Here is a 26912-nt window from a genome sequence, read left to right on the forward strand (position 1 = left end):
ACCACATACTGCTGGGTTTCGGTAATCACGGTTTTTACGCTTTCAAAAAGTGGGAAGGAGTTTTTTTGTATTTTATTCATAGCTTATTTTAAGCATCATTTGAGATGCTCACAAAGCTCTGCACTTTCCAGCAAAAAGACCAACTAAATTCGAAAAAAAATATTTACAATTATCTGATTATCAATACAATATATTGGATAATCAATACAATAAGTTTATTTATAATCCAAAAAACTGAATTAATACTTACTATTATTAAACAAAGAAATGTATCCAGAAATACATTTTACCAAGATTACCTTTTAGTTTATCCAAAGCCCGTTTGATCTGTACAGCCACTGTAACTTCCGATATACCCAGTTTAGCCGCTATCTCCTTATTGGTCAGCTGCTCTTCTCTGCTCATCCTAAAGATCTCCCCGCATTTATCAGGGAGCTGCTGTATAAAACTTTCGATTACAGCCTGCAACTCCTTTAGCTCCAGGCTTTCTTCATTTAATGAATAACCCGGGGCATTCAAAGCAGAAAGCACATAATTTTCCCGCACCTTACCCTTTCTGATTACATTAGAAACCTGATACTTTACAGCCATAATCAGGTATCCTTTTATGCTGCTCATCTGGTGTTGCTCACGGTGCTCCCAAAACCACACCAGGACATCCTGCACCAAATCACTACATGCCTCCTTATCCTTGATAATGTTATATGCATAACGAATCAGCAAAGCATAGTACTGGTGATGCACCTCATTAAAAGCTGCATGGTCTCCCTCTTTCAATAAAGACAACAGTTCCTGATCGGTATATGTGCTATAAGCAGCCATGAATTATAAGTTATTACCCCGTTACTTTAAAGTTACGCAATTACAATACAAAGCTCCATAATATTTTAGCAATAAACCACACAAAAAAAAGCAGTGTATAAATAACGCTCAAGGACTGGTTTATTTTTTCTTCAGCTTTTTATTCGCTGTTTCTATTTGTGCGATAAAATGTCTTTCAACCGTCGTTAATTCAGTCTCGTTTTGCTTTTTATACTTTTCGAATTCTATACCTGCCCTTTCCAACGCTTGTTTATGACTAACAGTACCTGCATTTTGAAGAATCTCATTACCGGTCATCTTTACGAAATCATCCAACCGCTCAATCCAGTCTTTCATATACATTGGCTTTCTATTCAGAGCCTGCAATTCCGCAAGTTCCAGATAAGCTGTCACCATTCTGTTAAGCAAGTTAAGTTCGGTTTCATTCAAGTAGTTCTTTGCAATTTCAGTTTCTTGCTTAGTTGGACGGCTTCCCTTCATATTGGTTAGACCTAAATTTGGTTTACTGGCATCAATTCGCTCATAAATAATTTCGGCGGCGGTATGTCCATGAGCTGCCCAATGCATTTTATTTTGGACGGTTTGAAAAAACAAAACAGACATTTCAAGTTTAGGGTCGTAGTCGATACTTGTCGAATAAATATCCAGCACCTTTCTCCAAAAAACTTTTTCAGAAGAACGAATGTCCCGGATACGGGCTAACAATTCATCAAAATAGTTGCCACCACCTGCTTGCTTAAGCAATTCATCATTCATTGTAAATCCTTTGACAATGTATTCTCTAAGCCTTGCCGTTGCCCATTGCCGAAACTTAGTGCCTTGATGACTTTTTACCCGGTAACCAACTGATATGATTACATCAAGATTGTAATGATTAGTCGGTTTTGTAGAAAAATCGGAAATTCCGATTTTTCTCATAACCAGTTTATCTTCCAATTCCTGTTCCTCAAAAATATTTAATATATGTTCATTTATAGTAGACCGCGACTTTTGAAAAAGTTGAGTCATTTGGTCAATGGTCAACCATACCGTCTCATCTTCGAGCCACGTTTCAATCTTAGTATCACCATTTTCAGTCTGATAGATTAATATATTCGAATTCGCCATATTACTTCTAAAGTATAATAAAATTACAATACAAAGCTCCATAATATTTCTGCAATAAACCACCCAAAAAAAGCAGTGTATAAATAACACTCAAGGACTTAAATAAAAAACAGGCCCTGAATGCTATTTCAAGGCCTGTTTAAAAGAAAATAAATTCAGCCGACACACAGATTTAAATACTGCTTCAGAACCATTAAATAACATCCTCGTTAAAAACATTTTGAATTTTACACCGCCACTACACCGTCATTATCTTCTAAATTTTATAACTTCCATCTTGTACCTCCGTCATCCTGAAATAAACCACGAAGTGCTCTTGAATACCAAAATCAACAGATACTAATGAAAAATTCAGGATGACGGGATGGGTATTTAAATAACTCTGCTTTGATGTAGAATTCACGCTGTTGGTTGTCTTTGCATTTGGAAAAAATGATCAAATGCTTACTCCAGCTAATTTCTCCAACCAATGGTTGGAGATTTGTAACTAAATAATATTCAGAGTAAAACTGTGTCATATACCATAGATTTGTTACCGAAAACCCTGACATACCAGGAAACTCTTTTTGCAGCTCCAAAGATAGCTTTGGAACTATCGCTTTCCCCCAACCATCTTTCTGCTTTTCCGTAATCGACTTTCCAATTTCCCAATACAAATTGATCAGCTGGGTATTAACCGCTTTCAGCGCTTCATACTGTGCGCTTCTTACTTTATCTTTAATCTCTAAAATGAACTGTGTTTGTTGTTTTTCTAATTCCATAATGCTTAAATGTTAGTTAATTAAATCTCCAACCAATGGTGGGAGATTTACTTCAAGCAAAGCTCTATAATTCCCAATATAAAAACACACAAATCAAAAAATAAATACCTTACAAAGTACTGATTATCAATACAATATACTGTAAATTTATCCAATAATATAAATGATTAAAAAAAAAGCTCCGGATAAATCCGGAGCTTTTACAACTGGTTTGATAAAACCTTATAGGTTATTTTTGACCTCTTATTAAAGTATTGCCGCCACCATCCAGTGTAAGGTTTACAGGCTTGTTACTTGCCCAGGCTCCTCTCGTAAAATCAGGAATATCAATACTAGTCGATTTTTTAGCTACAGATTTTCCACTTAACGGAACTATACAGCTCCATGCCGCAGCATCATAAACGTCCTGATCCAGTGGCAATCCATTTCGTAGACAGTCAATCAAACGCCAGTCCATAATAAAGTCCATTCCACCGTGGCCGCCTACTTTCTTCGCAATCTCGCCAACATGTTTGATGATGGGAGGGCTGTATGTATCATACAATTTTTTGAGCTCTGCTTCTTTTACCCATCTCTCTCCAAACGCGATACGTTCTGGTTCAGGATATTTGCTGGCGAAAGCTTTTGTACCACTCAATAAATGAATCCTGGAATATGGTCTTGGTGTTGTCACATCGTGTTGCAACATCATGGTTTTCCCTTTAACCGTTTTAATGGTCGTAACATTCATATTTCCACGATAGTTTTTGCCCGCAAATTGTTTATAGAATTCATCTTTTTGCGCTCGTTTTTCTGCTTCTGCACCCATTAGAAAATCATTGGAGGAAACAGAAACCAGATAATCCATTCTATCTCCCCTGTTGATGTTCATACATTGAGCAATCGGCCCCAGACCATGGGTAGGATATAAATTTCCATTAAAATTGATATTCTTCTTTAACCGCCACATATCCTGATATCCCTTTTTGTTGAAATTAAGGCTTAATAAATCGTGGTTATAAGCACCCTCTGCATGAATCAGCTCACCAAACATACCATTGCGAACCATATTTAAAGTAAGCATCTCGAAAAAGTCATAGCAGCAGTTTTCCAGCATCATACAATGCTTTCGTGTTCTTTCTGAAGTATCTACTAATTTCCAGCAATTTTCTATCGTTAATGCAGCCGGGACTTCTGTAGCGACGTGACATCCACTTTCCATGGCGTAAACGGCAATTGGCGTATGCAAATCCCAGGGCGTGCAGGTGTAGACAAGATCGAGCCCTTCTTTGTCGATCATCGTCTTCCAGCCGTTCTCTCCCGAATATTCAGCGGCTTTTGGCAACCCCTTGTTTACCAAATACCTTTGTGCTGCGGTAGCTCTTTCTGGTAATTTATCACAAAGTGCTTTAATCTCAACACCTTCAATATTAGACAATCGGTTTACTGCACCTGGCCCCCTCATTCCCAATCCAATGATACCTATCTTCACCTTGTCAATCTTTGGCGCTGCGTAACCGCTCATATTAAATCTGGGTGCTGAACCATAGCCGTTAAAAGAGTCCGAAATGGTCTCTTCACCATCGTTCGCCTTAACAAAATCAGGCAATCCTAGTGTCAGTGCCCCTGATCCAACGGCCAGTTGTTGAAGGAATTTTCTTCTGTTTGCTTTCATATCTACATTTTTTTAATACCCAACGTTTTGCTTAACGGCAGGATTTGCTAAAATCTCATTAAACGGGATAGGGTAAAGATTGTATTTGTCACTGCTGAACGAAATCTTATCAGCTACAAAACGGGTATAAGTTAATGTAGCATCTGGATTTTTGACAATGCGGATGCCTGTAAGATTTTTATTGGCAACCACCCCCCCAATTTTCCATCTGCGGACATCCCAAAAGCGTTGTTCCTCAAAAGCCAATTCAATTCTGCGTTCTAATCTGATAGCCGTCCGCATATCTGAAGTATTCATTCCAATAGCCAACCCATACATTCCATTTGTTCCTGCAGTAATACCGGCTCTTTTTCTAATTGTTTTCAATACTGCATATGCATCGTTTTGGTTGCCTGCCTCATTAACCGCTTCTGCGTAATCCAACATAATCCCGGCAGTTCTAAAAATTGGCCAGGTACGTGTTTGGGCACTAAAGCTCAGCGCTGTATTTAAATTACCTAAAAATTTCCTTTGATAATATCCGGTTCTTGTCGTTCCGACTTGCCCTTCCAGGTTATCCTTTCCGCCTATAAAAGTTTCTACAGGTCTGTTTAACCATGGCAAGCCGTTATAAAATACAGTTAATGCCAAACGCGGATCACGGTTGGTATAGGGATTCTGAGTGGCGGTACCAGCAACATATGCTGATCCATCCAGGTTGGGAAAAGCATCCACCAGGTCCTGGGTTGGGCTTACATTCCCTGTGCTGATCTGCCCGGGAAAAACATAACCTACCGGCGATAATTGCAGCTCTAAGCTGGTATTATTGGCCAAATGAAAACCAAAGATCAACTCTTTACTGGTACGGACAAGAAAGGCATTGTTATAACTGGCCTCTAATAACGAATATAGATTTGCTTCGGTAATGGCACCTAAAAGTACTTTTGAAGCATCGGCGGCGGCTTGCCATTTAACTGCATCGTTGCTGACATTGTTTAAAGGGCTGGCAGCGTACAGTAATACCCTGGCTTTTAAGGCTAAAACAGCATTTTTGGTCACTCGGCCTACAACAAATGCTGCGCCAGTTGGAAAATTATTACCGGTTATCAGCGCATCACATTCAGAAACGATATAATCTACACATTCCTGGTAAGTGTTTCGGGGTACGTTGATTGGGTGCTGATCATCAAAAATCGCATTTCCAATTAGCGGCACGCCGCCATATCGTTTAATCAACTCGAAGTACTGCATGGCTCTGATAAAGCGAACTTCTGTCTTAAACTGTTCTTTTCTGGCTATGGTAAGGGCAGTTGTGCTCGCCACCACGGCCGGCACCTTGTTCTCGTAAGCGAAATAATCATTGGCATTACGAATAGCGGCATAGCCCTTTTTCCAGTACTCATCTGGATTTGTAACACCAGCGGTAAGCAACGATTTAGACAATAGCTCTGTGTTCTGTCCGGGCAGAGTAGCGATAGCATCATCGGTTGCTGCGTCTAATGGCAATGTACCGCTTAGGCGGTTAAAACCTTGAGGCAACGTGGAATATAGATTATTCACCCTTTGCTGCAATAGTACGCCTGCTGAATCAAGCGGGTCGTAAACATCACTGGGTTTAGTAATATTTAGTGGTTCAGCTTCATATTTCTGGCAACTGGTTAGTATTGCCATCCCGAGGAATGCACAACTTAAATATGTTGATATGTGTATTTTTTTCATTTCAATTTTCGAATTAGTGGACCATTAAAAAGTAACAGATAAACCTGTATTGATAACTTTTTGCAAACTATAGTCTGTAGCGGGCATCTCAGGATCCCCAAACTTAAATGGTGATATTGTAAACAAATTCACGCCGTTTGCAAACAACCGGATGTTCCTGATCTTTGCTTTTTCCAAAATCTTATTGCTAAGGTTGTACCCAATTTCCAGGTTTTTCAGCCGTATAAAATTCGTGTTGCGAACCCATAAACTGGAAGTTGCATAATTATTTAAATTGTTGCCTATGCTAATTCTTGGAAAACTTGCAGTAGCGGCTGTTTCTGGCGTCCATCTTTCCAGGTTATGCGGATAAGCTTGCCCCTTGCCGCCGTTAGTAAATGGAAGAACCGTATTTCCACCGATAACTACTTGAGAATTTTGCATTCCTTGAAACAGGAAAGAAAGATAAAAACGGTCGTAGCTCAATTGGGTATTCAACCCATAAAACACAATCGGTTTATCATTGCCGATCGCAGTAACGTCGTTTTGGTCAATATAGCCATTGCCATCTAGATCCTTATACTTTACATCGCCTGCAATAGATTGATAACCTGCTACTACCGGTCCTTGTCCAGCCGCGGTTACAAAGCCATCTGCAATGTATCCGTAAATCTGGTTTACATTTTGTCCGTTTCTCTGTAGCCACGAAAAAGGTTGTGCCGCTTCGCCATTTTCGGTAACAGTTCCGTTAAGTGTTGTCAAATTAGCTGACACCTCGTATTTAAAACGACCACCTATTTGATCTGTCCATCCTAAATTAAACTCATAGCCAGTATACGTGTTCTTTCCTATATTACCTTGTGGGTAATTCATTCCAAGCAAATCTGATCCTTGCGGAATTTGCCCTAACAAATTACTTTGCTTATTATTAAAATAATCTACAGCAAACCAACCACGGCCGGCAGCAAAAGTCATATCAAGCCCGATATTCGCCTTTAAAGCCTCTGCATAAGTTCTTACGTAAGGCAAAGGCCCCTCGCCGATACCCCCTGCAGTAGTGTTATTAAATACGTAGCCATTGGCGCCAATATAAGTTCTTTGATAGGTATAGTATCCAGATTCAGAATTGGCGGTAAGGCCATAAGAACCTCTGATTTTAAGTGTGTTAAAAAATTTAAGAGATTGCATAAAGCCTTCCTTATGCAAATTCCATCCGAGCCCGGCCGCCGGGAAAAACCCTGCCTTTTTTCCACTCAGATAATAATCGTTACCTGCATATGATGCCGCAACCTCAGCTATATATTTATCATCATGGATAAATTTAAAACTACCCGCAAGGGTCTTGAAACGATTGGGTAATTGACCATTATCGAATTCCCTCCGACTATCGAGATTAGCATTGATAAAAGTGCTGATTTCTTCCTTACCAAACTTTTGGCTGTAACCTATGGCTGCCTCAGCGTAAAACTGCTGACTGTAATCATTTACGGCTGTGGTATTGACTTGAGTGGTATTGGTCGTTAGCTGTGTATATGAAGGTGTGCCAGGCGTACTTTCACTATAATTAAAAACCTCAAAAGCTTTACTCCTGTTGGTGTTTAGCAAAACATTATTGCTGTAAGAAACCTTACTGCTTAGCCATAAGCCTTCTACCAGGGAATTTAAATTATATTTAAATCCTGTATCAAAATAACCTTCTCTTTCTAACGATTGAGAATAACCTGAGCTTGTCGATCTCCCCCAAAGATTATTGGTATAATTTGAATTTCCACCCAGGCTTCCATTTGGATTAAATACTGGGTAGGCATTATTAGGGGTATTATTTATTTCATTAAGTATACCATTCGTGTCACCGTTTCCTGGATTACTACCTGTATTTATACGGCCGAAAATATTCAGAAACACAGCCAAATCTTTAGTAACGTCTAGATTTATATTAGAACGAAAAATGTAACGCTTGTAATTGGTATTTGTCGAATACAGGTTGTTGGCAGATTCGTTTAACAATCCCTTTTGATCCAAATAATCCAGAGAGACAAAATATCCGGCTGACTTCGCCCTACCCTCTGCATTAAGGGTGTAACGATTAAACCCGGCATTTTTCTTATATAGTTGCTTGCGCCAGTCTACATCAGGATATAAGAATGGATTGGTCTGGTTTTTATAAGCATTTAATGCCTGTTGACTGTATAAAGGGTTCTGCCCCTCATTCCCCAAACCTTCGTTGTAAAGTGTAGCATAATCATATGCATTTAAAAATGCTCTTTTGCTTACCGGAGATTGTACGCCGTATTGTGCTTTTACATTGAAATTAAAATAATCAGCGCCACGGTTTCCTTTTTTAGTGGTAAATAGCACAGCATTGTTCATGCTTCTTTGTCCTAAGGTAACCAATGATAGTGCATCTTTTAAAATCGTAACCGATTCTATTTGTTCGGGATTGATAGACGATAATGGACGCACGACACCATCAACCAATACAATTGGAGAAGAGCGTCCACGGATATTAAAAGTTACATTGTCAGCGCCCGGAATACCGGAACTCTGAAAGGTTGCCAATCCTGCTATTCTGCCTGTTAAAGGGTAGTAAATAAAGGTAGATGGAGTGGTCTCCAATTCTTTGCCTTTTAAATAACCCAATGAGCTAATGTTGTGTTCATCTTTCACTTCCTGCCCATAAAGTACCGGATAGGACAATGACTTATTGGGAAGGCGGTAAACCTTAGCGGTGTCTGTCTGGGGCTTTTCTTGACTGGTTTGCTGTTGTGCATACATGGTATTTGCTGCAAACAGTAAAATCGTTATCAATACACCCTTCTTGATATATATATCTTTTGCCATTTTTCTAATTGATTAAGCCAGAATTACCATCCTGGATTTTGTTGGAAATTGAAATTATTATCTAATTCTCGCTGTGGAATTGGCCATAGTTGACTTTGAACAGTAAATCTTCTTACTGTTGCTAAACTTCTGCGTTCATAGGTATATGAAGTGCCCACTTTGTTAACTCTCATTGAGGTCAACGGACCATTGATCAATACTTTTCCTAAATTCCAACGTTTAATATCCCAAAACCGCTGATTTTCAAAAGCAAGCTCAACCATTCGTTCATCCTGAATAATGATTCGTAGCTCGTCTTTTGTAGGAGAAACAGGAAGTCCATAGTTTCCATCATTACCCGGCAAAATCCCCGCACGATCCCTGATATCTTTTAATTCCTGAAGTGCAATGTCAGGTTGTCCCGTTTCGTTAGCTGCCTCTGCGTACATTAATTTAATATCGGCAAACCTGATGATTGGAAAAACCCTGTTTGTGTTTGAACCAACCCCGTTTGCAGTAACAGTTGAATCGCACATTTTACGGTTGAAATAGCCCGTTTTTGTACCGTTGGTACCCAACTCAGGTACAAAGCCGTCTTCAGCTGCCCCGAAATAAGTAAATACCTCTGAATATCCTGCAGTTCTGTTTGTGTATTTAGCGCCATTAAAAATAATGCTGTGATAAAAACGAGGGTCTCTTCTTCTGTAAGGCTCATTTGGATTGTATAAAGGATTGCCGGCAACCGCAGGCTTACCATCAATAGTTGTAAAACGATCTACCAAATTCTGCGTTGGCATCTCCAGCATTCCAAAAGTACCACCGATACCACTATTTCTTGACGGTGGCAATCCAAATTGCTCAATAAAAGTATTTGGAGCCTGCATTAATGGCAGAATATACTCCGTGTTAACACGTTGTAAAAACAACTGGTAAAAACCAATGCCTTTTGGCCCTGTAACCAGGCTATATTTATTCAGGCTTATTACGGCTTTTGCAGCATCCATTGCCTTCTGCCAACGGGCAGGATCATTGTTTGGATAGCCTATAATCCCGATTTGGTTAGGATTGGTTGTTTCTCCACCCCCGTTAAAGAAAGGGCTCGCTGCATACAACAATATTTTAGCTTTTAGGGCCAGCGCAGCACCCCTTGTAATGCGTCCGTAATCAATTCCTGTGTATTCTAAAGGTAAGCCGGGTGCGATAGCATCCAGCTCTGAAACTACGTAGTTTACTCCATCTGCATAAGTTCCGCGAAGAATATCAAAAGGAGTATCTGCGGGTTTTACTTCATCGCCCACTAAAGGTACACCTCCGTAAAACTTTAATAATGTTGCATAATAAAAAGCTCTCAAAAACCGCGCTTCAAATTTTATTCTGTTTTTTGTTGCGATGTTTAGCGGACCTGCCTCAATCTCTTTTAACAAAATATTAACAGCGCGGATTTTTCCGTAATGCGTGGTCCAGTTATTTGTAGTTTGAGTCCGAAAAGCCGAATTATAGGTGTTTGACGATACATAGCCCGGAAAAATTCCGTCAGACCATTTTGACACCGACTCATCGCTTAACTGGCCGGTAGGGACTCCAAAGCTATTGGCATCATACCTTCCGTTGGGAATATTTACATCCAACACGTTGTAAATACTAGCCAGATATTGCATAGTACGCACACTATCGGTAAAGACCGCTTTTGTATCCAGACCCAAATTTACCGGGTCCAGGAAATTTCCTTTTTTACAACTGCTACTAAAAATGCCAACAATTGCTATAAAACATAATGTTTTGATATAAAAATATTTCATGTAAGTATTTTTTTAGAATGAAGCATTTAAACCAATATTAAATAAACGTTGCATTGGATAAGCTCCTAAGCCAGAGGTCCCTGTTGCCGTACTTTCCGGATCCAATCCATATTTTTTATACACATTGCTTTTTGTAAACAGGTTACTTGCATTTGCAATAAGCCGCAAATTAGATAGCCCAATTCTTTTGGCAAATGTATTATCGAAAGTGTATGAAAAATCAACGGAACGCAGTCTGATGTAATAGCTCTTTTCAGACCAAAAAGACGAATTTTGTGTAGAACTTTGATAATCGTGTCCATACAATAAAATCGGGTTGGTTGCGCTAGCTGCAGTTTCCGGAGTCCACCGGCCCAAAGTTAAAGTGGTCGGATTAGACCAAAAGGAATCTCCTCCGGCATTACTAATACGATAATTAAAGTTGAACGCACCAACAAACAGCGCACTTACAGCAAAGTTTTTATAGCTAACACCCAGGTTTAAGCTCACATTTGTACTTGGTAGATTTGAATAACCGCTGTATGCGAGGTCATTAGTATTGATGACACCGTCGTCATTTAAATCCCTATATTTTAGCATACCTGCAATGGGATCAAACGCTTGTACAGGAGTAGCTATAGTTCTTTTGGTTATTGTTTTGGCCGCAAGCGCAGCTGTTTCTTCTTTAATTTTAGCGGCCTCCTCTACCGAATAAAAGCCATCAAAAAAATACATTTGCTCTACCCCAATAGACCTTCCTGTTTGTACCAACCACGGATAAAGCTTAGGTGCTTCGTCTTTTTCCAGGATTTTATTCTTTGCATACGAATACATCGCGCCTATATTATAACCTACTTCACCCACTTTTCCTTTATAAGCAAGCTCTATTTCAATTCCCTTATTGGAAATGCGTCCTAAATTTTGTGGCGGAGGGGTTCCGATACCAGCATATAGAGGTATGGTCTGGCGGTTGTATAAGATGTCATAACGTTCGTTACTAAAGCCTGTTAAGGATCCGGTTAGGGTATTTTTAAAAATCCCAAATTCGATACCAACATCAGCCTTTCTTTCTTTTTGCCAGGTTACATCTGGATTAGCTAGTGTACCTTCTGTAATACCGGAAATGTTAACATTCTGTTCACCAAAATTATATGAATTTACTCCGGTTACGATATTGAATGTCTCTAAATACAAATATCTAAAGCCACCCAAATCAGCAGTACCCACTATTCCGTAAGAACCTCTTAACTTCAAGGTATTGACTACAGGAAGTGCATTCTTGAAAAATTGCTCTTCTGCAATGTTATAGCCTAATGCTACCGAAGGGAAAAAGCCAAATTTTTCATTAAATCTGTCGGTACCATTGTAAGCACCCGATAGCTCCAACAAATATTTGTGATCATAATCATAATTGAAACGTCCGGTATAACCCTGAAATTTATCCGGCAACATATTATTTTGATCATTTGAAGCAGTAATCTGCGAACTCCGATTGTATAACAGCAATCCGCCAACATTGTGCTTTCCGAAAGAGCGGACATAGTTGAGACTGCCCTGCATTGTTAATCGGTTTAAAGGAGTCACGCTTAAATTACTAACACTTAATGAATAAGGAGAAATACGATAGGTATTGGCTACCCTTGGGATATAAACACCATTTCCACTTGCATTGGTATAATATTGAAATGAAGGAAAGTCACCTCTCGTTAAAGCCCTGGAAGATCCATTGTAATTGGTGTAACCTGCTAAACCTTTCACACTCAGCCCTGGGATCAACTGATCCAGCTTTTGGACTCCACTTAAGTTGATCGACAATTGGCTGCCAAAAGCTCTGGAATAACCGCCCAGAGCATACTGGCCAATCACACTGTTAGGGTTTACATTCGGATCCCTTGCCCAGGGACGAAGGGTGGTATTGGCTACCGCATAGGAACCATCAGGATTGGTAACTGCAGATACCCAGCTTGGAAGGTTTCTAAACATTCCGATAGCATCGAAAACATTGCCTGAACTGGCAGGCTGATTTCTTTCATCAGAATAACCACTCAGATCTAGTTTAAAATCAAGGCTGTTGGTGGCTTTAATGTCCAGATTTGACCGAAAATTATAGCGCTTATAATAATAATTGTTATTTACAGACTCCTGTGGACCATAATAACTGGTAGGTTCAATATTTTTAAGTACCCCATTTTGCCACAAATAACTCAGTGAGATCAGATATTTGATACGTTCAGTACCTCCGGAAACGTTTAAATCATTTGTACTCATCAAGGCAGCTGGCTTAATCAAGGTATTATACCAGTCAACATTTGGATATACATAGGGATCTGATCCATCGGCAAATTTTTGAATCTCTGCATCAGTGAATTTATATTTTTGTGTGGCATTATTCCCTTTGTACTTGAACTCATTATCAACCATCTCGTTCCATAAAGTTGATGTCTGATAGGAATCGAGGTATTTTAAGGGGCGAATAGATTGCTGGATGCTAAGCTGCGAACGCAAGTCTATTTTTGCAATGCCCAATTTACCTCTGCGAGTGGTAACCAATACGACGCCATTGGCACCCTGGATACCGTAAATAGCAGTTGCTGCTGCATCTTTCAAAATACTGACCGTTTCCACGTCACTAGGATTGATACGTGAGAACTGGTTATAATCAGCTTGCACGTCATCAATTATAATCAGAGGAGTTTGAGTTCCTGATCCGGCTTCAGTGGCAAGACCACGGATAAAAAACTGGGCATTATCTTGCCCCGGCTGGCCGCTGCGCTGTTGCGAACTAAAGCCGCTTACTTTGCCCTGGAGCATAGTAGATATATTTGAAGAAGGGGTTTTTAAAAGATCTTCGCGTTTTACAGTCGAAACAGAAGAAATCAAATCTCTTTTAGATTTGGAACCGTAGCCGACTACCACTACCTCGTTCAACTCATTGTTTTCAGGCACCAGCCTGATGGTGATATTCTTGTCCAGCACCTTTATTTCTTGCCTGCTATATCCGATATAGGATATAATAAGGATTGAATTTTCAGGTATATTTTTTAAAGCAAAATTGCCTGTTTCATCGGTAGCTACCATGATATTGCCGTCTTTAATCCTCACACTGGCACCTTTAATCCCTTTGCCATTTTCATCCAAAACCTTACCTGATACATCGATAAATGCTAAAAATGAGGGTCTTTTCTTTTCTTTAACAACAATTGTTTTGGATTCTATAGTGTATTCTATCGGTTGATCCTTAAATATATCATCCAGTACTTGCTGGAGACTACGCTTTTTCACATTGATTGTTACCGGCTTTGTTTTTCCCAGGTCAATCTTAAAGAAAAACACATCATAACCACTTTGCTTTGTCACTTCCTGCAGTGCTTTCTCAAGGCTTACCTCTTTTAGTGATAAAGAGATGTCACTTTGTGCAAAACCGCGGGCGCTTACTTGAAGAAAGGTTATAATTAAAAGAACTATAGTATATTTTGTAGTCAATAGAATTTTACGATTCGCAAAGGATTTCCTAAACGAATTAAGTTCGTTAAATTTCATAATTTGAATTGTTAGGTTGATTACGAATCTGTTGGCTGTCTGCCAATTATCGCATTTGGTTCGTTAGTTTTGTTATCTTGTTTGTTCTTAAGTAGATATTATTGCATAACAGTCAGCACCCTCCCTTCTAGTTTTATTTTGATTTTTTTTGTTGATTCTAATATTTGAATGAGTTCTTTCAAAGTTTTAGTACGCGAAATTCTTCCACCTACATAAAGTTCTTTAAACTTACCCTGATAAATAACTTCGACATCATACCAAAGGGCAATCTTCCTCATTGCCATTTCAACATCGTTATCGTCAAATAAGAAAAACCCATTTTTCCAGGCGATTGCATCTTCTGCATTAACTTTTTTGACACTAAAACTGGTTCCATTATACACAGACTCCTGACCTTGGGCTAAAATAGCTGAAGCCCCCTCTTTACTTACCTTCACGCGTCCTTCCAGTAAGGTCGTTTTTATACCTGGCTCGTCCGGATATGACATGACATTAAAATGTGTGCCCAATACTTCCACTTCATGCTTACCTGTTTGCACAACAAAAGGATGCTTTTTATCTTTGTTAATTTCAAAATAGCCTTCTCCCTGAAGTCTAACCACACGTTTACCATGCTCTATTAAAGAAGCAGCGTAAGTAAGACTGGAACCGGCATTTAAATACACTAAAGATCCATCAGGCAAACGCAGGTTGTAAGTTTCTCCCCTACCTGTTGAGAGCGTATGAATCTGATTAGGGTCGGTATCTTGCCCCTTGAATTCATAAATCAGTTGTCCATCAGAAGACTTACTTACAACTATACCAGACTCCTTTACCAACTCACCGTTGACAGCATCAGACAGCCTGATTTTCTTCCCGTTAGCAAGTGTTAGCGTAGCACCCACTTTTCCGGGCAAAACGTCCTGTACATATTTTACTAATGGTTCCTGTTTTTTTTCTGAGGTTTTTATTTGATAATACGATAACCACGTACCCATAACGATCAAAATTGCCGCAGCTCCAGCCAAACGTAGCCAAAGCTTATATGGCTTTTGATGTAACTGTAATCTTCTTGCTAGCTTATCAAGCCGATTGTCCAATTGTTGTTCTGATAGCGTTCGCCCTCCAAAATGTCCAAAGGTTAGCCAGTTTTCTATCTGTGACTTTTCAGAGCCAGTACATTCCCCTTTGCTATACCTTTCAAGTAGTTTAGTAAATTCTTTTTCGTTCATACTATTTATTCGTACGCGTTAATACACAACATAGTCAATGAACGATGGCTTAGGGGTTAATAAATTGTTAAAATTAATTTCAACAATTTTCTAACTGACTGTTTTACAGAAAATTAAATTTCAACTGAATGTAAAGAGATTACATAAACAGTAACACTGTCATCGTTCCGAGCTTAACTTTTAGGATTTTAAGCGCATGATGCATATGGCTTTTAACGGTTTCCTCTGAAAGACCAAGTTGTTCAGCAATTTCTTTTCTGGTGCAACCGATCTGCCTGCTCATTTGAAATACTTCTCGCATTTTTGTTGGTAGAGCAGCAATTTCCTTTTCTATTAGTCCTGAAAGTTCCTTGTGACGTATGAGATGATCCGTCTCGTCGATAGTTAGCTCTTGTCGAAGATACTGATTAAATGAATCCAGATAACGACCAGCAAGTTTTTGTCGAGAAAAAATATTAATAATCTGGTACCGAACTCCGTTATACAGGTACGCGGCAAGCAGGGTTTGTTCGCCAAATTGTTCGCGCTTGTTCCAAACCGAAAGGAACAATTCGTGAAGAATATCTTCAACTTCCTGTTCATTATCCAATCGCTTTAGTGCAAACGCATACAATAGTTTTTTATACCTGTTGTATATTTCTGCATAAGCACGCTTATCTCCTGTTTTCAGAAGTTCCAACAACTGCTGGTCATTATATGTACTATAATTCAACATTTCTAGGATCTACTAACGATTTATGCAACCAGTTGCTAATTTTAACTGAACAATTATAGTTAATATTCTCTGAACTTTTATATGCTTATTGAACAGTCCACGATTGAACATTAACATCTTTAGATTAACTTTACTGAAGAGGCATTTACCCAGATTTAACAACTTATCATGACCGACACCAATACTCCAAAACTTTCTAAAGCACTGCTTTGGGATTATTTTATCCTGATTGCCCGAATCTGGCTGGCCATCATCTTGATGCAATACGGATACTCCAAAATAATTGACGGACAGTTTGGAGTGACCGATGCAACGATGGAACTGAAGCTTAAAGACGTGGGGTTGTTTAATTTGTCCTGGTACCTGGCAGATCATGAACCCTTCAAATCCTTCGTCGGTATCGCCCAGTTAATTACCGCGGCTTTACTGATCTACAACAGGACAGTGATTCTCGGTGCCTTTATGGCCATTCCGCTCTGGCTCAATATCCTGGTGTGGGATATGACCTTTATGGGGCTTTACACACCTTTTACCATCAGACTTCCGTTCTACCTGCTGCTTACTTTTTTAATCTTATGGCATCACAGAGATAAAGTAATTCCGGCACTCCGTAACTTTATAACCACTACCACCAGATTTCAGTATCCCTGGTGGGCATATTTGCTACTGCCAGTTTTCGGTGCAATCCTCGAAATGATCGGGGCGATCCCCATCGGAATCATACATTTCATCAAGCAGGGCCTGAGATAGTGCTCACCAGAAGAATACAATCTCTTCATAGCTTGCAACCTTTATTCAATCGCACTCGTCATCTTGATCTAAACCCTATCAAATGAAAAATATTTTCTATTGTTTTGTGCTCTTACTCATGCTGAGCAGTTGTTCGATTCAGTTCCCGACGGTGCTTTATACCATGTCGAAAGGTAAACTAGATGTTCCTAAAAAAGAAAGTTACCTTGTTGTTTACCAGGCCAGCTTTAGTGATGGTTTAAAAGCTGATGTAGCTTATTCCAATGAAAGTGGAAAAGAAACGGAATTAAAAGAAGTAAGTGGCGCCTGGGAGAAAAGTGTTACCTTAAAATCAGGGACCCATGTTCAGCTTAAAACTTTTGCCACTGCTGAGCGTAAATCTAAAGGCGAATATAAAATCCTTGTTGATGGAAAAGTGGTTTCTGAGTATATTTTGAGCGGAAGAAAGCTAAAGTATAGCTTCGCTTTCGATTTGCCTTAATTATCATTAATCAATTTTGAAAATGAAAGCGGTTAGCAGCACACCAGAGATTTTTTTTTTTTAAAAGGCTGTCCAAAAAGGTACGTTCGTCATCCTGAATTTATTTCAGGATCCTGGACACGCTATTCAAAAACCTGCTCAAACGGGATCCTGAAATAAATTCAGGATGACGGGGAACAGAATAATAGCAAAATATACCTTTTTAGACACCCTATTATATATTATATACTTAAATGATCAAATACTAATTGATGATTTTCGCGGCATCACGTAACGCTTTAATCACATCATGTGCAGCAGTAATTTCCTGCGCCTGGCTGTTGACAAGGGATAACGCCTCCCCGCTTAGCTCACCTTTCTCCAGAGCCAGCTTGTATGCAGCTTTTGCCGCATCTTCACCACGCTCAGCTTCGTTTAATATACTCTCACGGTCATCACCGCCAAACAAAGATTTCACATCGATCCAGGCCCGGTGCAAGGTACCCGCAACAGTGTTGCCAGTCTCCGCTTCACCTCCCAGACCAGCCACCAAAGCAACTAGCTCCTGACCGAACTTACGGCTCTGAGCACTATACTCCTGGAAAACACCTTTCAGATCAATATTTTCATCTTTGATATCGGCAAGTGCTTTCAGAAAGCCATCCGCACGATCATTGTTAATTTCTATCAGTTCATTTAAAATTGTTGTCGTTTTCATAAGTTGATGTTTTTGAACAGGAGTAACAACGGGAACCACCATTTGTTTGATCGAAAGCAAATGAACTCCTATTATCGACGGTTTGCCAATATTTAAAATCATCAATTATAACTTACAAACTATAAATAACTTTCTAAAAAAATATCAAAACCAGCGAATCTCCCAGACGGCCTTTCAATATCTTCAATGCCCGGTGCATATTGGTTTTTACGGTCTCTTCGGGTATCCCCAGATGCTCGGCAATTTCCTTCCTGCTCATATCGGTATTCCTGCTCAGCTCAAATACCACCCGCATTTTCTCAGGTAATGCGGCTATCTCTTTTTCAATCAATGCAGAAAGATCAAGCTCACGCACCAGATGGTCTGCACCATCCTCGGTTTGCGTCACGTACTCCTTAAAGTTATCCAGATACCGCTGAGAAACTTTCTCATGCTTATAATGATCCAGTATCCGGTTCTTTACCGAAGTAAAGATAAAAGGTTCGAAGCCTTTTGAAATCTGCTGGATCAAGCGCTTCGCCCATAAATCAGTAAAAACATCATGCACAATATCCTGGGCCAGTTCTTTATCATATAACTTCCGGTAAGCAAAAGAAATCAATAACGATCCATAACGTTTAAATATTTCATTAAACGCCAAATGATCGTCTGACTTCAACAAAGCAGTCAGTTCCTGATCGGTATATGTGCTATAAGCAGCCATGATAGTTGGTTATCCCGTTATACTAATTTAACAAAATTTTCATTAGGTGTTTGTTTTTCATTAATCTCAATTGCAGTCAGCGGCATTAAAGCTGCCTTCGGCGGTTTTCATTTTTGTAATGAAGCTTGCTTCGGGCAATACCCTCGCAGGTCTTCTGCAAGATTATATAAGTTCTTTGATATAAACCAACTACAACGAAAAATAAATTTGAAAAAATATTTTCTCTCCTACTAACACTCAATTATAAAATAAGAGGAATTTCACTGACATTAATTTCATAAAAAGTTTCACTTTAGTGCAACTTACTATTTATATTTGCATGGCTAACAAACTTAAAAAACGAACTATCCTTTTTTACAAAGATTATTTTGAGGAGTTCTTTCTAAAACAACGAGATAAAGTAAAAGATAAAATTATCTGGACTTTACAATTGATTGAAGAATTGGAAAGAGTTCCCGAAACTTACTTAAAACACTTAGAGAATACTAATGGACTATTTGAAATTCGGGTACAATTGGCAAATGATATTTTTAGGATATTCTGCTTTTTTGATCAGGGACAATTGATTGTTTTGATGAATGGTTTCCAAAAGAAAACTCAAAAATTACCTAAACAAGAGATAGAGAAGGCTATTAAAATTAAAAAAGAATATGAAGGCAAAAAAAGATAACACGATAAATCTGGATCAGTTTAAAGATAAACATTACGGCAAAAGTGGCACAGAAAAACGAGTAGCACTAGAGGCGGGTTACGAGAACTTTAAAATCGGAGCACTAATTCTAGAGGCAAGATTAGAAAAAGGCCTTACACAACAGGAATTGGCTGAAAAAACAGGCACTACTAAATCCTACATCTCCAAGATCGAAAACAATATAAAAGAAGTTCGATTTTCAACTCTTCAGAAAATCGTCGAAATCGGTTTAGGTGGACATTTGGAGCTTTCAATAAGATTGTAGAATCGCAAGGTTATTTTTCAGATTGAAAAACATTAAAAGGCTTTGATTTGCCTGTTATTTTCAAAGTAATTATGCCATGCGCCGGAACTTCATAGCTTTCTGTTTGGGCTTTTGTAAACTCATAAGTCTTATGTTTCCACAAATCCCGGATCTGATACCCTTTGCCCGAAGCGATTCCTATAGCATCTATATCAAGTATAATGGTTGCAGGTTTGTCTGATCTGTTCAGCAATGCGACCCCCACCTGCCCGCTCATTGTAGAAATTAGAGGTTTCGCCCAGATCTCCAGCTCTCCTGCCTTCTGTAATCTTCTCGCCTGGTATCCCAGTCTGTCCTGATTAAGGGCAACAACCTCTTTGTTCGTTACAAGTTCCAGAGTTTGTTTAGTCATCGTCCTCAAATCATTGCCGAGCAATAAAGGAGAATTCATGATACACCACATCGTGAAATGTGAACGGTCTTCTTCTTCAGACATCCCTCTTCCAACCTGCAGCATGTCCATATCATTTACATGGCCTGGTGAACTGTATTTCCAGAGGTCTGCATTTTTATCAATAATGTGGAGTATAGATGCAAAGGTATTGTTGATGTCGCCCGATATACGCCAGGAATCCGCAATTTCAATAGCCCACTTACCCGGAAACTGCCATCTGCAAATATTGAACAAAGCTTTGCTGTTAATTGTCTTTATGCGGTTTGCAATCTGCGTATAACGCAATTCTTCATCGAGTTTTAGCTTTTCGCCCCCGCACCAGTCTACCTTTATAAAATCATAACCCCAGGTCTTCAGCATCAGTGTAAGATCCTGCTCGTCATGCCCGTATAAACCGGAACCGACCCCAATCGTATCCCTGTCCCACATAGATGCGCAGGTATTTATCCCTGCATCGGAATAAATTCCGGCCTTAAGACCCTTTTTATGTATATAGTCTGCCAGCGATTTCATTCCCGATGGAAATTTTCCGGGATGTGTCAGCAAGCCCCCATTAGCATCTCTTCCTCCAAAAAAACCATCATCAATATTGACAAACTGATAACCGGCCTCTTTTAATGCGGTTGATGCCATCACATCAGCCTGTGCCTTTATAATCCCTTCATCTATGGCCACCCTAAAATTATTCCAGCTTGACCAGCCCATAATGGGTGTTTTCGGACGTGCATCAGAACGGGTCTGTGCCAACAGCTGTCTGGTAGAAAAAAAGCAAATTACAATCAGGAAAAAAAGAATACGGTAATTAATCCCAGACACATTCATAAGGCTGTTTTTTCGTAAAAATAAAAAACTTACCGGGAAATAGTTCCCAGCAACGACTAAAAATAAATTTATGCTTTCATTACCACTTTAGTAACAAAGTTGAAGAAATTTGCATACAACAAAGATGGCATTCAAACCCCAATATATGGACTTACAAATCATAAAAACAGAAAAGCAATATCAGGATCTACTGGATTGGATTGATAATCAATTTGATTTACTTCCTTCTCCTGAGAGCAAACAAGGTCAACAACTGCAAATTGCATTGTTATTGATTAAGCAATATGAGGATGAGCATTACCAATTACCTGCTCCCGCTGCTGGCATGATCACCATTTAAACCACCTTAAAGATACTTGCCAGCCCGACAAATGGTTCACGTTGCTTCTGCAATGCAACCTTTTTCGCTTTATAACCGTCTTATTTTACTATAATTGAGCTGAAATGAATGTGATTAAAGTAGTTGCCATGTTGATTGGTATGTGTGCTGTCAATGCTCATGCGCAGCAAAATGGTCCAATCCTCCTGGATGCGCTGAACCAGAGAATTTTTGAACTGAAATCATTCGACAGTACTGATACCTCTGAATTTAGCATTTTAAAAAAAGAGATATCGGGGTTTAAAGTGATCGGTCTGGGCGAGGCTACTCATGGGACCAGAGAATTTTATCTGTATAAGGCCAAGCTCATCAAATACCTGATCGAACATCAGGAACTGAGGGTGCTTGTATTTGAATCGGACATGGTGGGCATGGAAAGCATCAACGACTATGTTTCGAATAAGAACGGCCTGACTTTAGAAAAAGCCATGAGTAATTATGGACTGTTTGATATCTACAAAACACAGGAGGTGGCAGATTTGATTCAATGGATTAAAGCATTTAATTTAAAGCAGCCCGCTGAAGATAAGGTAACCATTGCTGGCATGGATGCGAATATGCCATATCACATCGCCTCCAAAATACTGCAAAGCAAGTCGCTATCCCCTCACCTGGATCAGGGGCTCAAAAAAGATCTGGCTGACATCAGGTCAATGCCTGAGCGCAGAAATTTTGGACAGACAAGGAAAAAGTATCTCCTTGGTATTGCAGACAAGCTGGGGACTATTGTTCAGGATAAACTCAACCCGGATTCGCTGGAGATCTATTCTCATTATGTACACCTGCTTGTTCAATCCCTGCGCATGATCAATCTCGATGACATCCAATTGAACACTCAGCGTGATGCGCATATGGCTGAAAATGTATTATGGCTTTTAAATAAAATAAACGATAAGCAGACACTGGCAATATGGGGACACAACGGGCACATTTGCGCAGACAAATGGCGGAGTTATAAGCCAACAGGGATGCATCTACGCAGCAAGCTAAAAGACCGGTATTACGCCTTGGGGTTTGCAGTTGGAGAGGGTTACGCCAGATTGTGGGATTCCCGTAACGGTATCCCCTTTCATAAAGCACAACTACCGGCTATTCAAAACATCAGCCAGTTTGAGTTTGTACTTAAGCAATTAAAATATTCAAATTTCTTTCTGCCTACTGGCCGTGGAATTGAAGATAAAACGCTGAAGACTTATTTTTCAAAGCCACTGTTGACCAGAGCACTCGGAGCCCAGGTGGTACGTGCTGAACAGGATATTTTGCTTCCAGTCAGAGTCGACAGCGCATATGATGGTATTGTGTTTTTCGAGCAAACTACGAATGCTAGGGGAATAGCTTTTTAACGCGTCATCTCTTGTATAACACCTAGTATGAATTAGTTAAGTGTAATATCGTCTATGCTAAAAAGTGTAATATTGGGTTAGAAAAATGACACCCCAAAACTACCGAACAATATATTCCCACAATAATGCTATTCAAATTAAATAACTGAAAACTTATCCAGATTATTGCTAAAAAATACAAAATATTTCATATTAGTTATTTATTATTTGTTTAACTACATTTACGTCGACTTATTCCTCTGTTTTGAGTCCAATTATTTTAAATAATGAAATTTTATTATAAAAAATAAAACGCTATATTTGTATGGTCATCATTTCAAAAACTATAATAAATACTTTTACCAAAGCCAATATTGATTCGGAAAAACCTTTAGAGGATTGGTACGAAATAGTTAAAAATGCGGAATGGAAAAACTTTAACGAAATGAGGCTCACTTTTAATAGTGTTGATGCTGTTGGAAACGATAGATACGTATTTAATATTAAAGGCAATTCTTATCGGCTAATTGCCCTTATTATTTTTAAAATAAGAACAGTATTCATTCTATTTATTGGGACACACAAAACATACGACACAATTGATGCTGCTCAAGTATCATTTAAAAAATAAACATAAAATGGAATTTCAAATTACTTCGGAAAAACACTACCATGAAACAATGGTTGTGATCTATGATCTAATGAATAAAGGAGAAGCAAATCTGAGTGGATCAGAAATAGAGAGACTACGTGAGTTAACGGTAGCCACAGAGAAATTTGAAGATAAGGTTCTCGGTTTGAAACCTGTCAAGCAGCCTGATTCCATACCTGAAGTATTGGAATTATTCATGTTTGAAAAAAGAATTTCACAAGCAAAACTTGCTGATGAATTGGGTATAGGTAAACCCAAACTTTCTCAAATATTAACCGGTAAGCGCAAACCAGATGTGGCGTTTATAAAAGCCATTTACTATAAACTTAAAGTTGATCCTAAATTTATATTAGAGCATATTTAATACTCTAAATACTTACCAAACTAAGCCCGGTCAGATCTGCTTTCGTCGTCTTCAGGAATTCGTACGTGATCCTGTCCGCCACGCAGTCGACAAACCGGATCCGTTTAAACCTATTATTTTTAAAGAAAGTATTCGTGAGTCTTACATTCTGGAATTTCACCCAGTTAAACACACAGTCTTCAAAATAGCAGTCCTCCAATGTACCTTCAAAGACCATATCAGTAATCTGTGTATCGATAAAAGAGCTGTTGTTCCATATTGCACCTGCAATTTTACTATTCTCGAACCCTCCGGATTTAAACGTCATACCGGTAAAGTCGGCACCTGAGAAATCGCAGCCTTCGATGTGGCTCTTTAAAAACTCAGCATCTTTTAGCGAACTGCTCTTAAATAGGCTACCACTCAAGTGCGAACGCTGAATCTCGGTGCTGCTCATATCAGAACCGGAAAAGTCACAGGATTTGATATAGCTCTTCAAAAATTTAGCTGTTTTAAATGAACTGTCTTTAAACAGGTTGTTGTCTAAATGGGAACTTTGAACATGACTACCACTGATGTCGGAACCGGAGAAATCACAGCTATCAAGATTATTGCTTTTGAGAAGAAGTCCTGATAAATCTGAACCAATAAACTTGCAGCGCTGCATGTTGGAGGAACTGAATTTCTCATGCAGATTTTTCAAACCGGAAAAGTCAGCATCTACCCAGTTGCCGTACGACATATCCCAGCTAAGTTTTTTGTCCCGCTTTCCGGATCCCTGTACAACAGCTTCCTGAATAAGATGTTCCGCTGAAAAATAATTGAGATCTACACCGAAAATTTCAGACAAACGGGTAAAAGTAATGATATCGGGCATAGATTCTCCCCGCTCCCATTTCCCTACAGCCTGAGGGCTGATAAACAGACGTTCAGCAAGCTGGGCCTGAGAAATATTTAGCTTCTTCCTTGCTTCAGCAATCTTATTGCCAATCATCCTGGTATTTAACATAGTTGTATTTCTTTGTTTCTACAGGGCAAAGATATTCAGATTCACCTCCATGTTCAGTAAAAATACAACTACTGTTGGTTGTAATTGCGCTACTTATAGTTGTATGCGCAACTACTCTCTCAACTTAAGGAATTAGAAGGGGTTTTGTATTCCATTCAAATGTGGTCGTCACCCAAAAAAAGCCGGTCGTTATCATGACCAGCTTGTAAATAATTATTATGTATTTGCTTATAACCGCTCTACTTCATCTACAGAAAGCTTAGTAAGCTTCGCAATGGTAGCAATGGGAAATTGATCCCGCTTCATTTCACGAGCAATTTCTCTTTGCTCTTCTAGCTTCCCTTCCAATTTACCTTCCAACTTACCTTCAACTTTCCCTTCGTGCTTCGCACGGTCCAGTAACAATTCTTCGATTCCCATAGTGGTACTCCTTCCTGTTAATTTTTGTAGTTCTTGTTCAAATATAATATTATTTTCTTCAGCATTGAAACGCACATAGTATTTAAGAAAATCCATCAGCACACGGATCTTTTCTTTGGGCATATCTATGGACAACAGCTCTTTAGCCAGTTTCATCTTTAGATCCAGTAAAAACTCGTCTCTGTTGTTTTCGCTTAGAAGCTTCCCGTACAGTGCCGATTGCGCTATTAACACCACCATTGCGAAAGCATTCTTACTCTTGTACAACTCCATAGGATTCTGATCTGCAATCTTATATACATTAAAAGTATAATTCAGATTAGTACCATAGGCTGAAATATTAAAGCTGTTGCTCCTTTTTACATACGTAGGTTCTGTTAATATCGCAAAAGCAGTAATCGGTTTTCGGTACTTGTCGAAAATCCGGGAATAATACGTGTACATTCTTAAGCTAAAATCCTTTTCATATTTGCCCTGAATCTCAATATGTACCAGTATAGATACTTCCGCACCATCCTTCTTAAATACCTTGATCAACTTATCTATCCTTTTTGGATGATACTGATCATCTTCAGGAGGAAAAAGCTGTTCGAGTTCCTGACTGAGAAATTCGAAACCTCTCTTCAGGTCAAATTCCTTTTCAGCTTCAGGAACAAAGTATTGAAGGAAATCCTCAAATACATCTTCAAGAATTCCTTTCCATAACAGGTCATCTTTCTGTGGCCGGCTTGGTGCTGTAGGCCTACCAGTTTTTTCAGGCCCATAAGGCACGCCCGGCTCATTTAAAATCGTAAATTCTAACATCTTATATTTTCATGTCAGCTAAATTCATTCAGATATTTTATAAAAGCCAACTACAATAGAAAATAAAATTTTAATTTTTCTTGCTAAAAGGGATTAGATTTGTTTTTCTATACCATGGTTAAAAGAATTGTCGCTAATATTCATACAGAAAACACTGCTAAAGCCGAAGCTTTTTATAAAGATGTATTAGGGCTTGAACTTTTAATGGATCATGGCTGGATTACCACCTATGGAGCTGAAGATCAAAAAATGAATGTCCAAATCAGCTTTGCTTCAGAAGGCGGATCAGGAACACCAGTGCCAGATCTTTCAATTGAAGTTGATGATTTCGAAGAGACTTTAAACCGCACAAAAGAGGCAGGATTTGTTATTGAATACGGCCCCGTTGTTGAGCCCTGGGGAGTCAAAAGATTTTATACCCGTGATCCTTTCGGGAAGCTTATCAATATTCTGTGTCACGTTTAAACTAACCTTTGGATAACGACCTACCAGCTTCGTAACAGATCAAGGGCAGCTTCGGGTCTGCTTCGCAAATGGGTACCCGTTTTCCGAAGCTATCCCCTATCAGTTACGAATCTGTGTGCTTTCAGTCCAATAGTTGCTATATTTTCACCTCAGTCCTGAATTTACCTGGCATCGTCCTGAATAGCTCTTAACACTTCCTAATTATTTTCAGAAATATTTGCGTAGTTAAATAACTACATTTATATTAGTAGTCAAATAACTACATAATGAATTTAAGACGAGATGTATTTCAAGCCATAGCAGACCCAACAAGGAGGGCCATCCTGATGCTGGTGGCTGCTCAGTCTATGACTGCGGGGGTCATTGCATCAAATTTCGACACAGCAAGACCAACAGTCTCTAAGCACCTGCAGATCCTGACAGAATGTGAATTGCTCAAACAAGAGCAAAACGGAAGGGAAATTTACTATCATATTAATGCAAAAAAAATGAAAGAAGTGGCTGACTTTATCGAACCATTCCGCCAGATGTGGGATGAGCGTTTTAATAAACTGGAAGACATCATGAAAAACTACCTGCCAAATAAATAAC

At 39.1% G+C, this 26912-nt stretch carries 25 protein-coding genes; 10 read left to right on the forward strand and 15 right to left on the reverse strand.

Annotation, left to right across the window (positions count from 1 at the left end; translation table 11 throughout):
- Nucleotides 1-255: 255 nt before the first annotated feature.
- From R2Q78_RS19750 to R2Q78_RS19795, 10 genes are all read right to left on the reverse strand, one after another.
- Entirely contained in the window at nucleotides 256-822 is a 567-nt protein-coding gene (locus R2Q78_RS19750; RefSeq protein ID WP_316794281.1) for an RNA polymerase sigma-70 factor, read from the reverse strand.
- A 120-nt stretch (nucleotides 823-942) separates the two neighbouring features.
- Nucleotides 943-1971 (reverse strand): virulence RhuM family protein, encoded by a 1029-nt coding sequence (locus R2Q78_RS19755; RefSeq protein WP_316794282.1) that lies wholly within the window; start codon nucleotides 1969-1971, stop codon nucleotides 943-945.
- Between the two features lie 287 nt (nucleotides 1972-2258).
- On the reverse strand, nucleotides 2259-2690 hold the full coding sequence (locus R2Q78_RS19760) for a DUF1016 N-terminal domain-containing protein (RefSeq protein WP_316794283.1): 432 nt from the start codon (nucleotides 2688-2690) through the stop codon (nucleotides 2259-2261).
- A 229-nt stretch (nucleotides 2691-2919) separates the two neighbouring features.
- The gene (locus tag R2Q78_RS19765; protein ID WP_316794284.1) at nucleotides 2920-4344 is read right to left on the reverse strand and encodes a Gfo/Idh/MocA family protein; all 1425 of its coding nucleotides are present in this window, start codon (nucleotides 4342-4344) and stop codon (nucleotides 2920-2922) included.
- Nucleotides 4345-4356: 12 nt separating this feature from the next.
- A complete protein-coding gene (locus R2Q78_RS19770; RefSeq protein ID WP_316794285.1) occupies nucleotides 4357-6042 on the reverse strand; it encodes a RagB/SusD family nutrient uptake outer membrane protein in 1686 nt (561 codons plus the stop codon).
- 24 nt (nucleotides 6043-6066) lie between these two features.
- Nucleotides 6067-8862 (reverse strand): SusC/RagA family TonB-linked outer membrane protein, encoded by a 2796-nt coding sequence (locus R2Q78_RS19775; protein WP_316794286.1) that lies wholly within the window; start codon nucleotides 8860-8862, stop codon nucleotides 6067-6069.
- A 23-nt stretch (nucleotides 8863-8885) separates the two neighbouring features.
- Entirely contained in the window at nucleotides 8886-10640 is a 1755-nt protein-coding gene (locus R2Q78_RS19780) for a RagB/SusD family nutrient uptake outer membrane protein (RefSeq protein ID WP_316794287.1), read from the reverse strand.
- A gap of 12 nt (nucleotides 10641-10652) precedes the next feature.
- A complete protein-coding gene (locus R2Q78_RS19785) occupies nucleotides 10653-14159 on the reverse strand; it encodes a TonB-dependent receptor (RefSeq protein WP_316794288.1) in 3507 nt (1168 codons plus the stop codon).
- A gap of 98 nt (nucleotides 14160-14257) precedes the next feature.
- Entirely contained in the window at nucleotides 14258-15370 is a 1113-nt protein-coding gene (locus R2Q78_RS19790) for a FecR family protein (RefSeq protein WP_316794289.1), read from the reverse strand.
- Between the two features lie 139 nt (nucleotides 15371-15509).
- Entirely contained in the window at nucleotides 15510-16085 is a 576-nt protein-coding gene (locus tag R2Q78_RS19795; protein ID WP_316794290.1) for an RNA polymerase sigma-70 factor, read from the reverse strand.
- Between the two features lie 168 nt (nucleotides 16086-16253).
- Between R2Q78_RS19795 and R2Q78_RS19800 the strand changes: the two genes are divergently transcribed.
- Both R2Q78_RS19800 and R2Q78_RS19805 read left to right on the forward strand, forming a co-directional pair.
- Nucleotides 16254-16835, forward strand: a complete 582-nt coding sequence (locus R2Q78_RS19800) for a DoxX family membrane protein (RefSeq protein ID WP_316794291.1) — start codon at nucleotides 16254-16256, stop codon at nucleotides 16833-16835.
- A gap of 82 nt (nucleotides 16836-16917) precedes the next feature.
- Nucleotides 16918-17316 (forward strand): hypothetical protein, encoded by a 399-nt coding sequence (locus R2Q78_RS19805; RefSeq protein ID WP_316794292.1) that lies wholly within the window; start codon nucleotides 16918-16920, stop codon nucleotides 17314-17316.
- 244 nt (nucleotides 17317-17560) lie between these two features.
- On the opposite strand, the gene R2Q78_RS19810 is transcribed toward R2Q78_RS19805, so the two are convergent.
- Both R2Q78_RS19810 and R2Q78_RS19815 read right to left on the reverse strand, forming a co-directional pair.
- On the reverse strand, nucleotides 17561-18013 hold the full coding sequence (locus tag R2Q78_RS19810; protein WP_316794293.1) for a PA2169 family four-helix-bundle protein: 453 nt from the start codon (nucleotides 18011-18013) through the stop codon (nucleotides 17561-17563).
- Nucleotides 18014-18146: 133 nt separating this feature from the next.
- Nucleotides 18147-18716, reverse strand: a complete 570-nt coding sequence (locus R2Q78_RS19815; RefSeq protein ID WP_316794294.1) for an RNA polymerase sigma-70 factor — start codon at nucleotides 18714-18716, stop codon at nucleotides 18147-18149.
- Between the two features lie 319 nt (nucleotides 18717-19035).
- On the opposite strand from R2Q78_RS19815, the gene R2Q78_RS19820 reads away from it, so the two are divergent.
- Both R2Q78_RS19820 and R2Q78_RS19825 read left to right on the forward strand, forming a co-directional pair.
- On the forward strand, nucleotides 19036-19386 hold the full coding sequence (locus tag R2Q78_RS19820; protein ID WP_316794295.1) for a type II toxin-antitoxin system RelE/ParE family toxin: 351 nt from the start codon (nucleotides 19036-19038) through the stop codon (nucleotides 19384-19386).
- The gene (locus R2Q78_RS19825; protein WP_316794296.1) at nucleotides 19367-19672 is read left to right on the forward strand and encodes a helix-turn-helix transcriptional regulator; all 306 of its coding nucleotides are present in this window, start codon (nucleotides 19367-19369) and stop codon (nucleotides 19670-19672) included. The genes R2Q78_RS19820 and R2Q78_RS19825 overlap by 20 nt, the downstream gene beginning before the upstream one ends.
- A 10-nt stretch (nucleotides 19673-19682) precedes the next feature.
- Here R2Q78_RS19825 and R2Q78_RS19830 read toward each other — a convergent pair whose 3' ends face one another.
- Nucleotides 19683-20927, reverse strand: coding sequence for a glycoside hydrolase family 27 protein (locus R2Q78_RS19830; RefSeq protein WP_316794297.1), 1245 nt, complete (start codon nucleotides 20925-20927; stop codon nucleotides 19683-19685).
- A gap of 145 nt (nucleotides 20928-21072) precedes the next feature.
- Here R2Q78_RS19830 and R2Q78_RS19835 point away from each other — a divergent pair, with 145 nt between their 5' ends.
- From R2Q78_RS19835 to R2Q78_RS19850, 4 genes are all read left to right on the forward strand, one after another.
- Nucleotides 21073-21267 (forward strand): hypothetical protein, encoded by a 195-nt coding sequence (locus R2Q78_RS19835; protein ID WP_316794298.1) that lies wholly within the window; start codon nucleotides 21073-21075, stop codon nucleotides 21265-21267.
- Between the two features lie 104 nt (nucleotides 21268-21371).
- Nucleotides 21372-22649, forward strand: coding sequence for an erythromycin esterase family protein (locus R2Q78_RS19840; RefSeq protein ID WP_316794299.1), 1278 nt, complete (start codon nucleotides 21372-21374; stop codon nucleotides 22647-22649).
- A gap of 304 nt (nucleotides 22650-22953) precedes the next feature.
- Nucleotides 22954-23259, forward strand: coding sequence for a type II toxin-antitoxin system HigB family toxin (locus R2Q78_RS19845; protein WP_316794300.1), 306 nt, complete (start codon nucleotides 22954-22956; stop codon nucleotides 23257-23259).
- Nucleotides 23260-23266: 7 nt separating this feature from the next.
- Nucleotides 23267-23644: a helix-turn-helix transcriptional regulator gene (locus tag R2Q78_RS19850; RefSeq protein WP_316794301.1), complete on the forward strand. Its 378-nt coding sequence runs from the start codon at nucleotides 23267-23269 to the stop codon at nucleotides 23642-23644.
- Between the two features lie 4 nt (nucleotides 23645-23648).
- Here the strand turns inward: R2Q78_RS19850 and R2Q78_RS19855 are convergent, their stop codons facing one another.
- Entirely contained in the window at nucleotides 23649-24632 is a 984-nt protein-coding gene (locus tag R2Q78_RS19855; RefSeq protein ID WP_316794302.1) for a pentapeptide repeat-containing protein, read from the reverse strand.
- Between the two features lie 228 nt (nucleotides 24633-24860).
- Nucleotides 24861-25856, reverse strand: coding sequence for a hypothetical protein (locus tag R2Q78_RS19860; protein ID WP_316794303.1), 996 nt, complete (start codon nucleotides 25854-25856; stop codon nucleotides 24861-24863).
- A gap of 114 nt (nucleotides 25857-25970) precedes the next feature.
- On the opposite strand from R2Q78_RS19860, the gene R2Q78_RS19865 reads away from it, so the two are divergent.
- Both R2Q78_RS19865 and R2Q78_RS19870 read left to right on the forward strand, forming a co-directional pair.
- Nucleotides 25971-26321 (forward strand): VOC family protein, encoded by a 351-nt coding sequence (locus R2Q78_RS19865; RefSeq protein WP_316794304.1) that lies wholly within the window; start codon nucleotides 25971-25973, stop codon nucleotides 26319-26321.
- Between the two features lie 266 nt (nucleotides 26322-26587).
- Entirely contained in the window at nucleotides 26588-26911 is a 324-nt protein-coding gene (locus R2Q78_RS19870) for a metalloregulator ArsR/SmtB family transcription factor (RefSeq protein WP_316794305.1), read from the forward strand.
- Nucleotide 26912: the final 1 nt, after the last annotated feature.

It is taken from the genome of Pedobacter frigoris, from assembly GCF_032678645.1.
Taxonomy (GTDB): Bacteria; Bacteroidota; Bacteroidia; order Sphingobacteriales; family Sphingobacteriaceae; genus Pedobacter; species Pedobacter frigoris_A.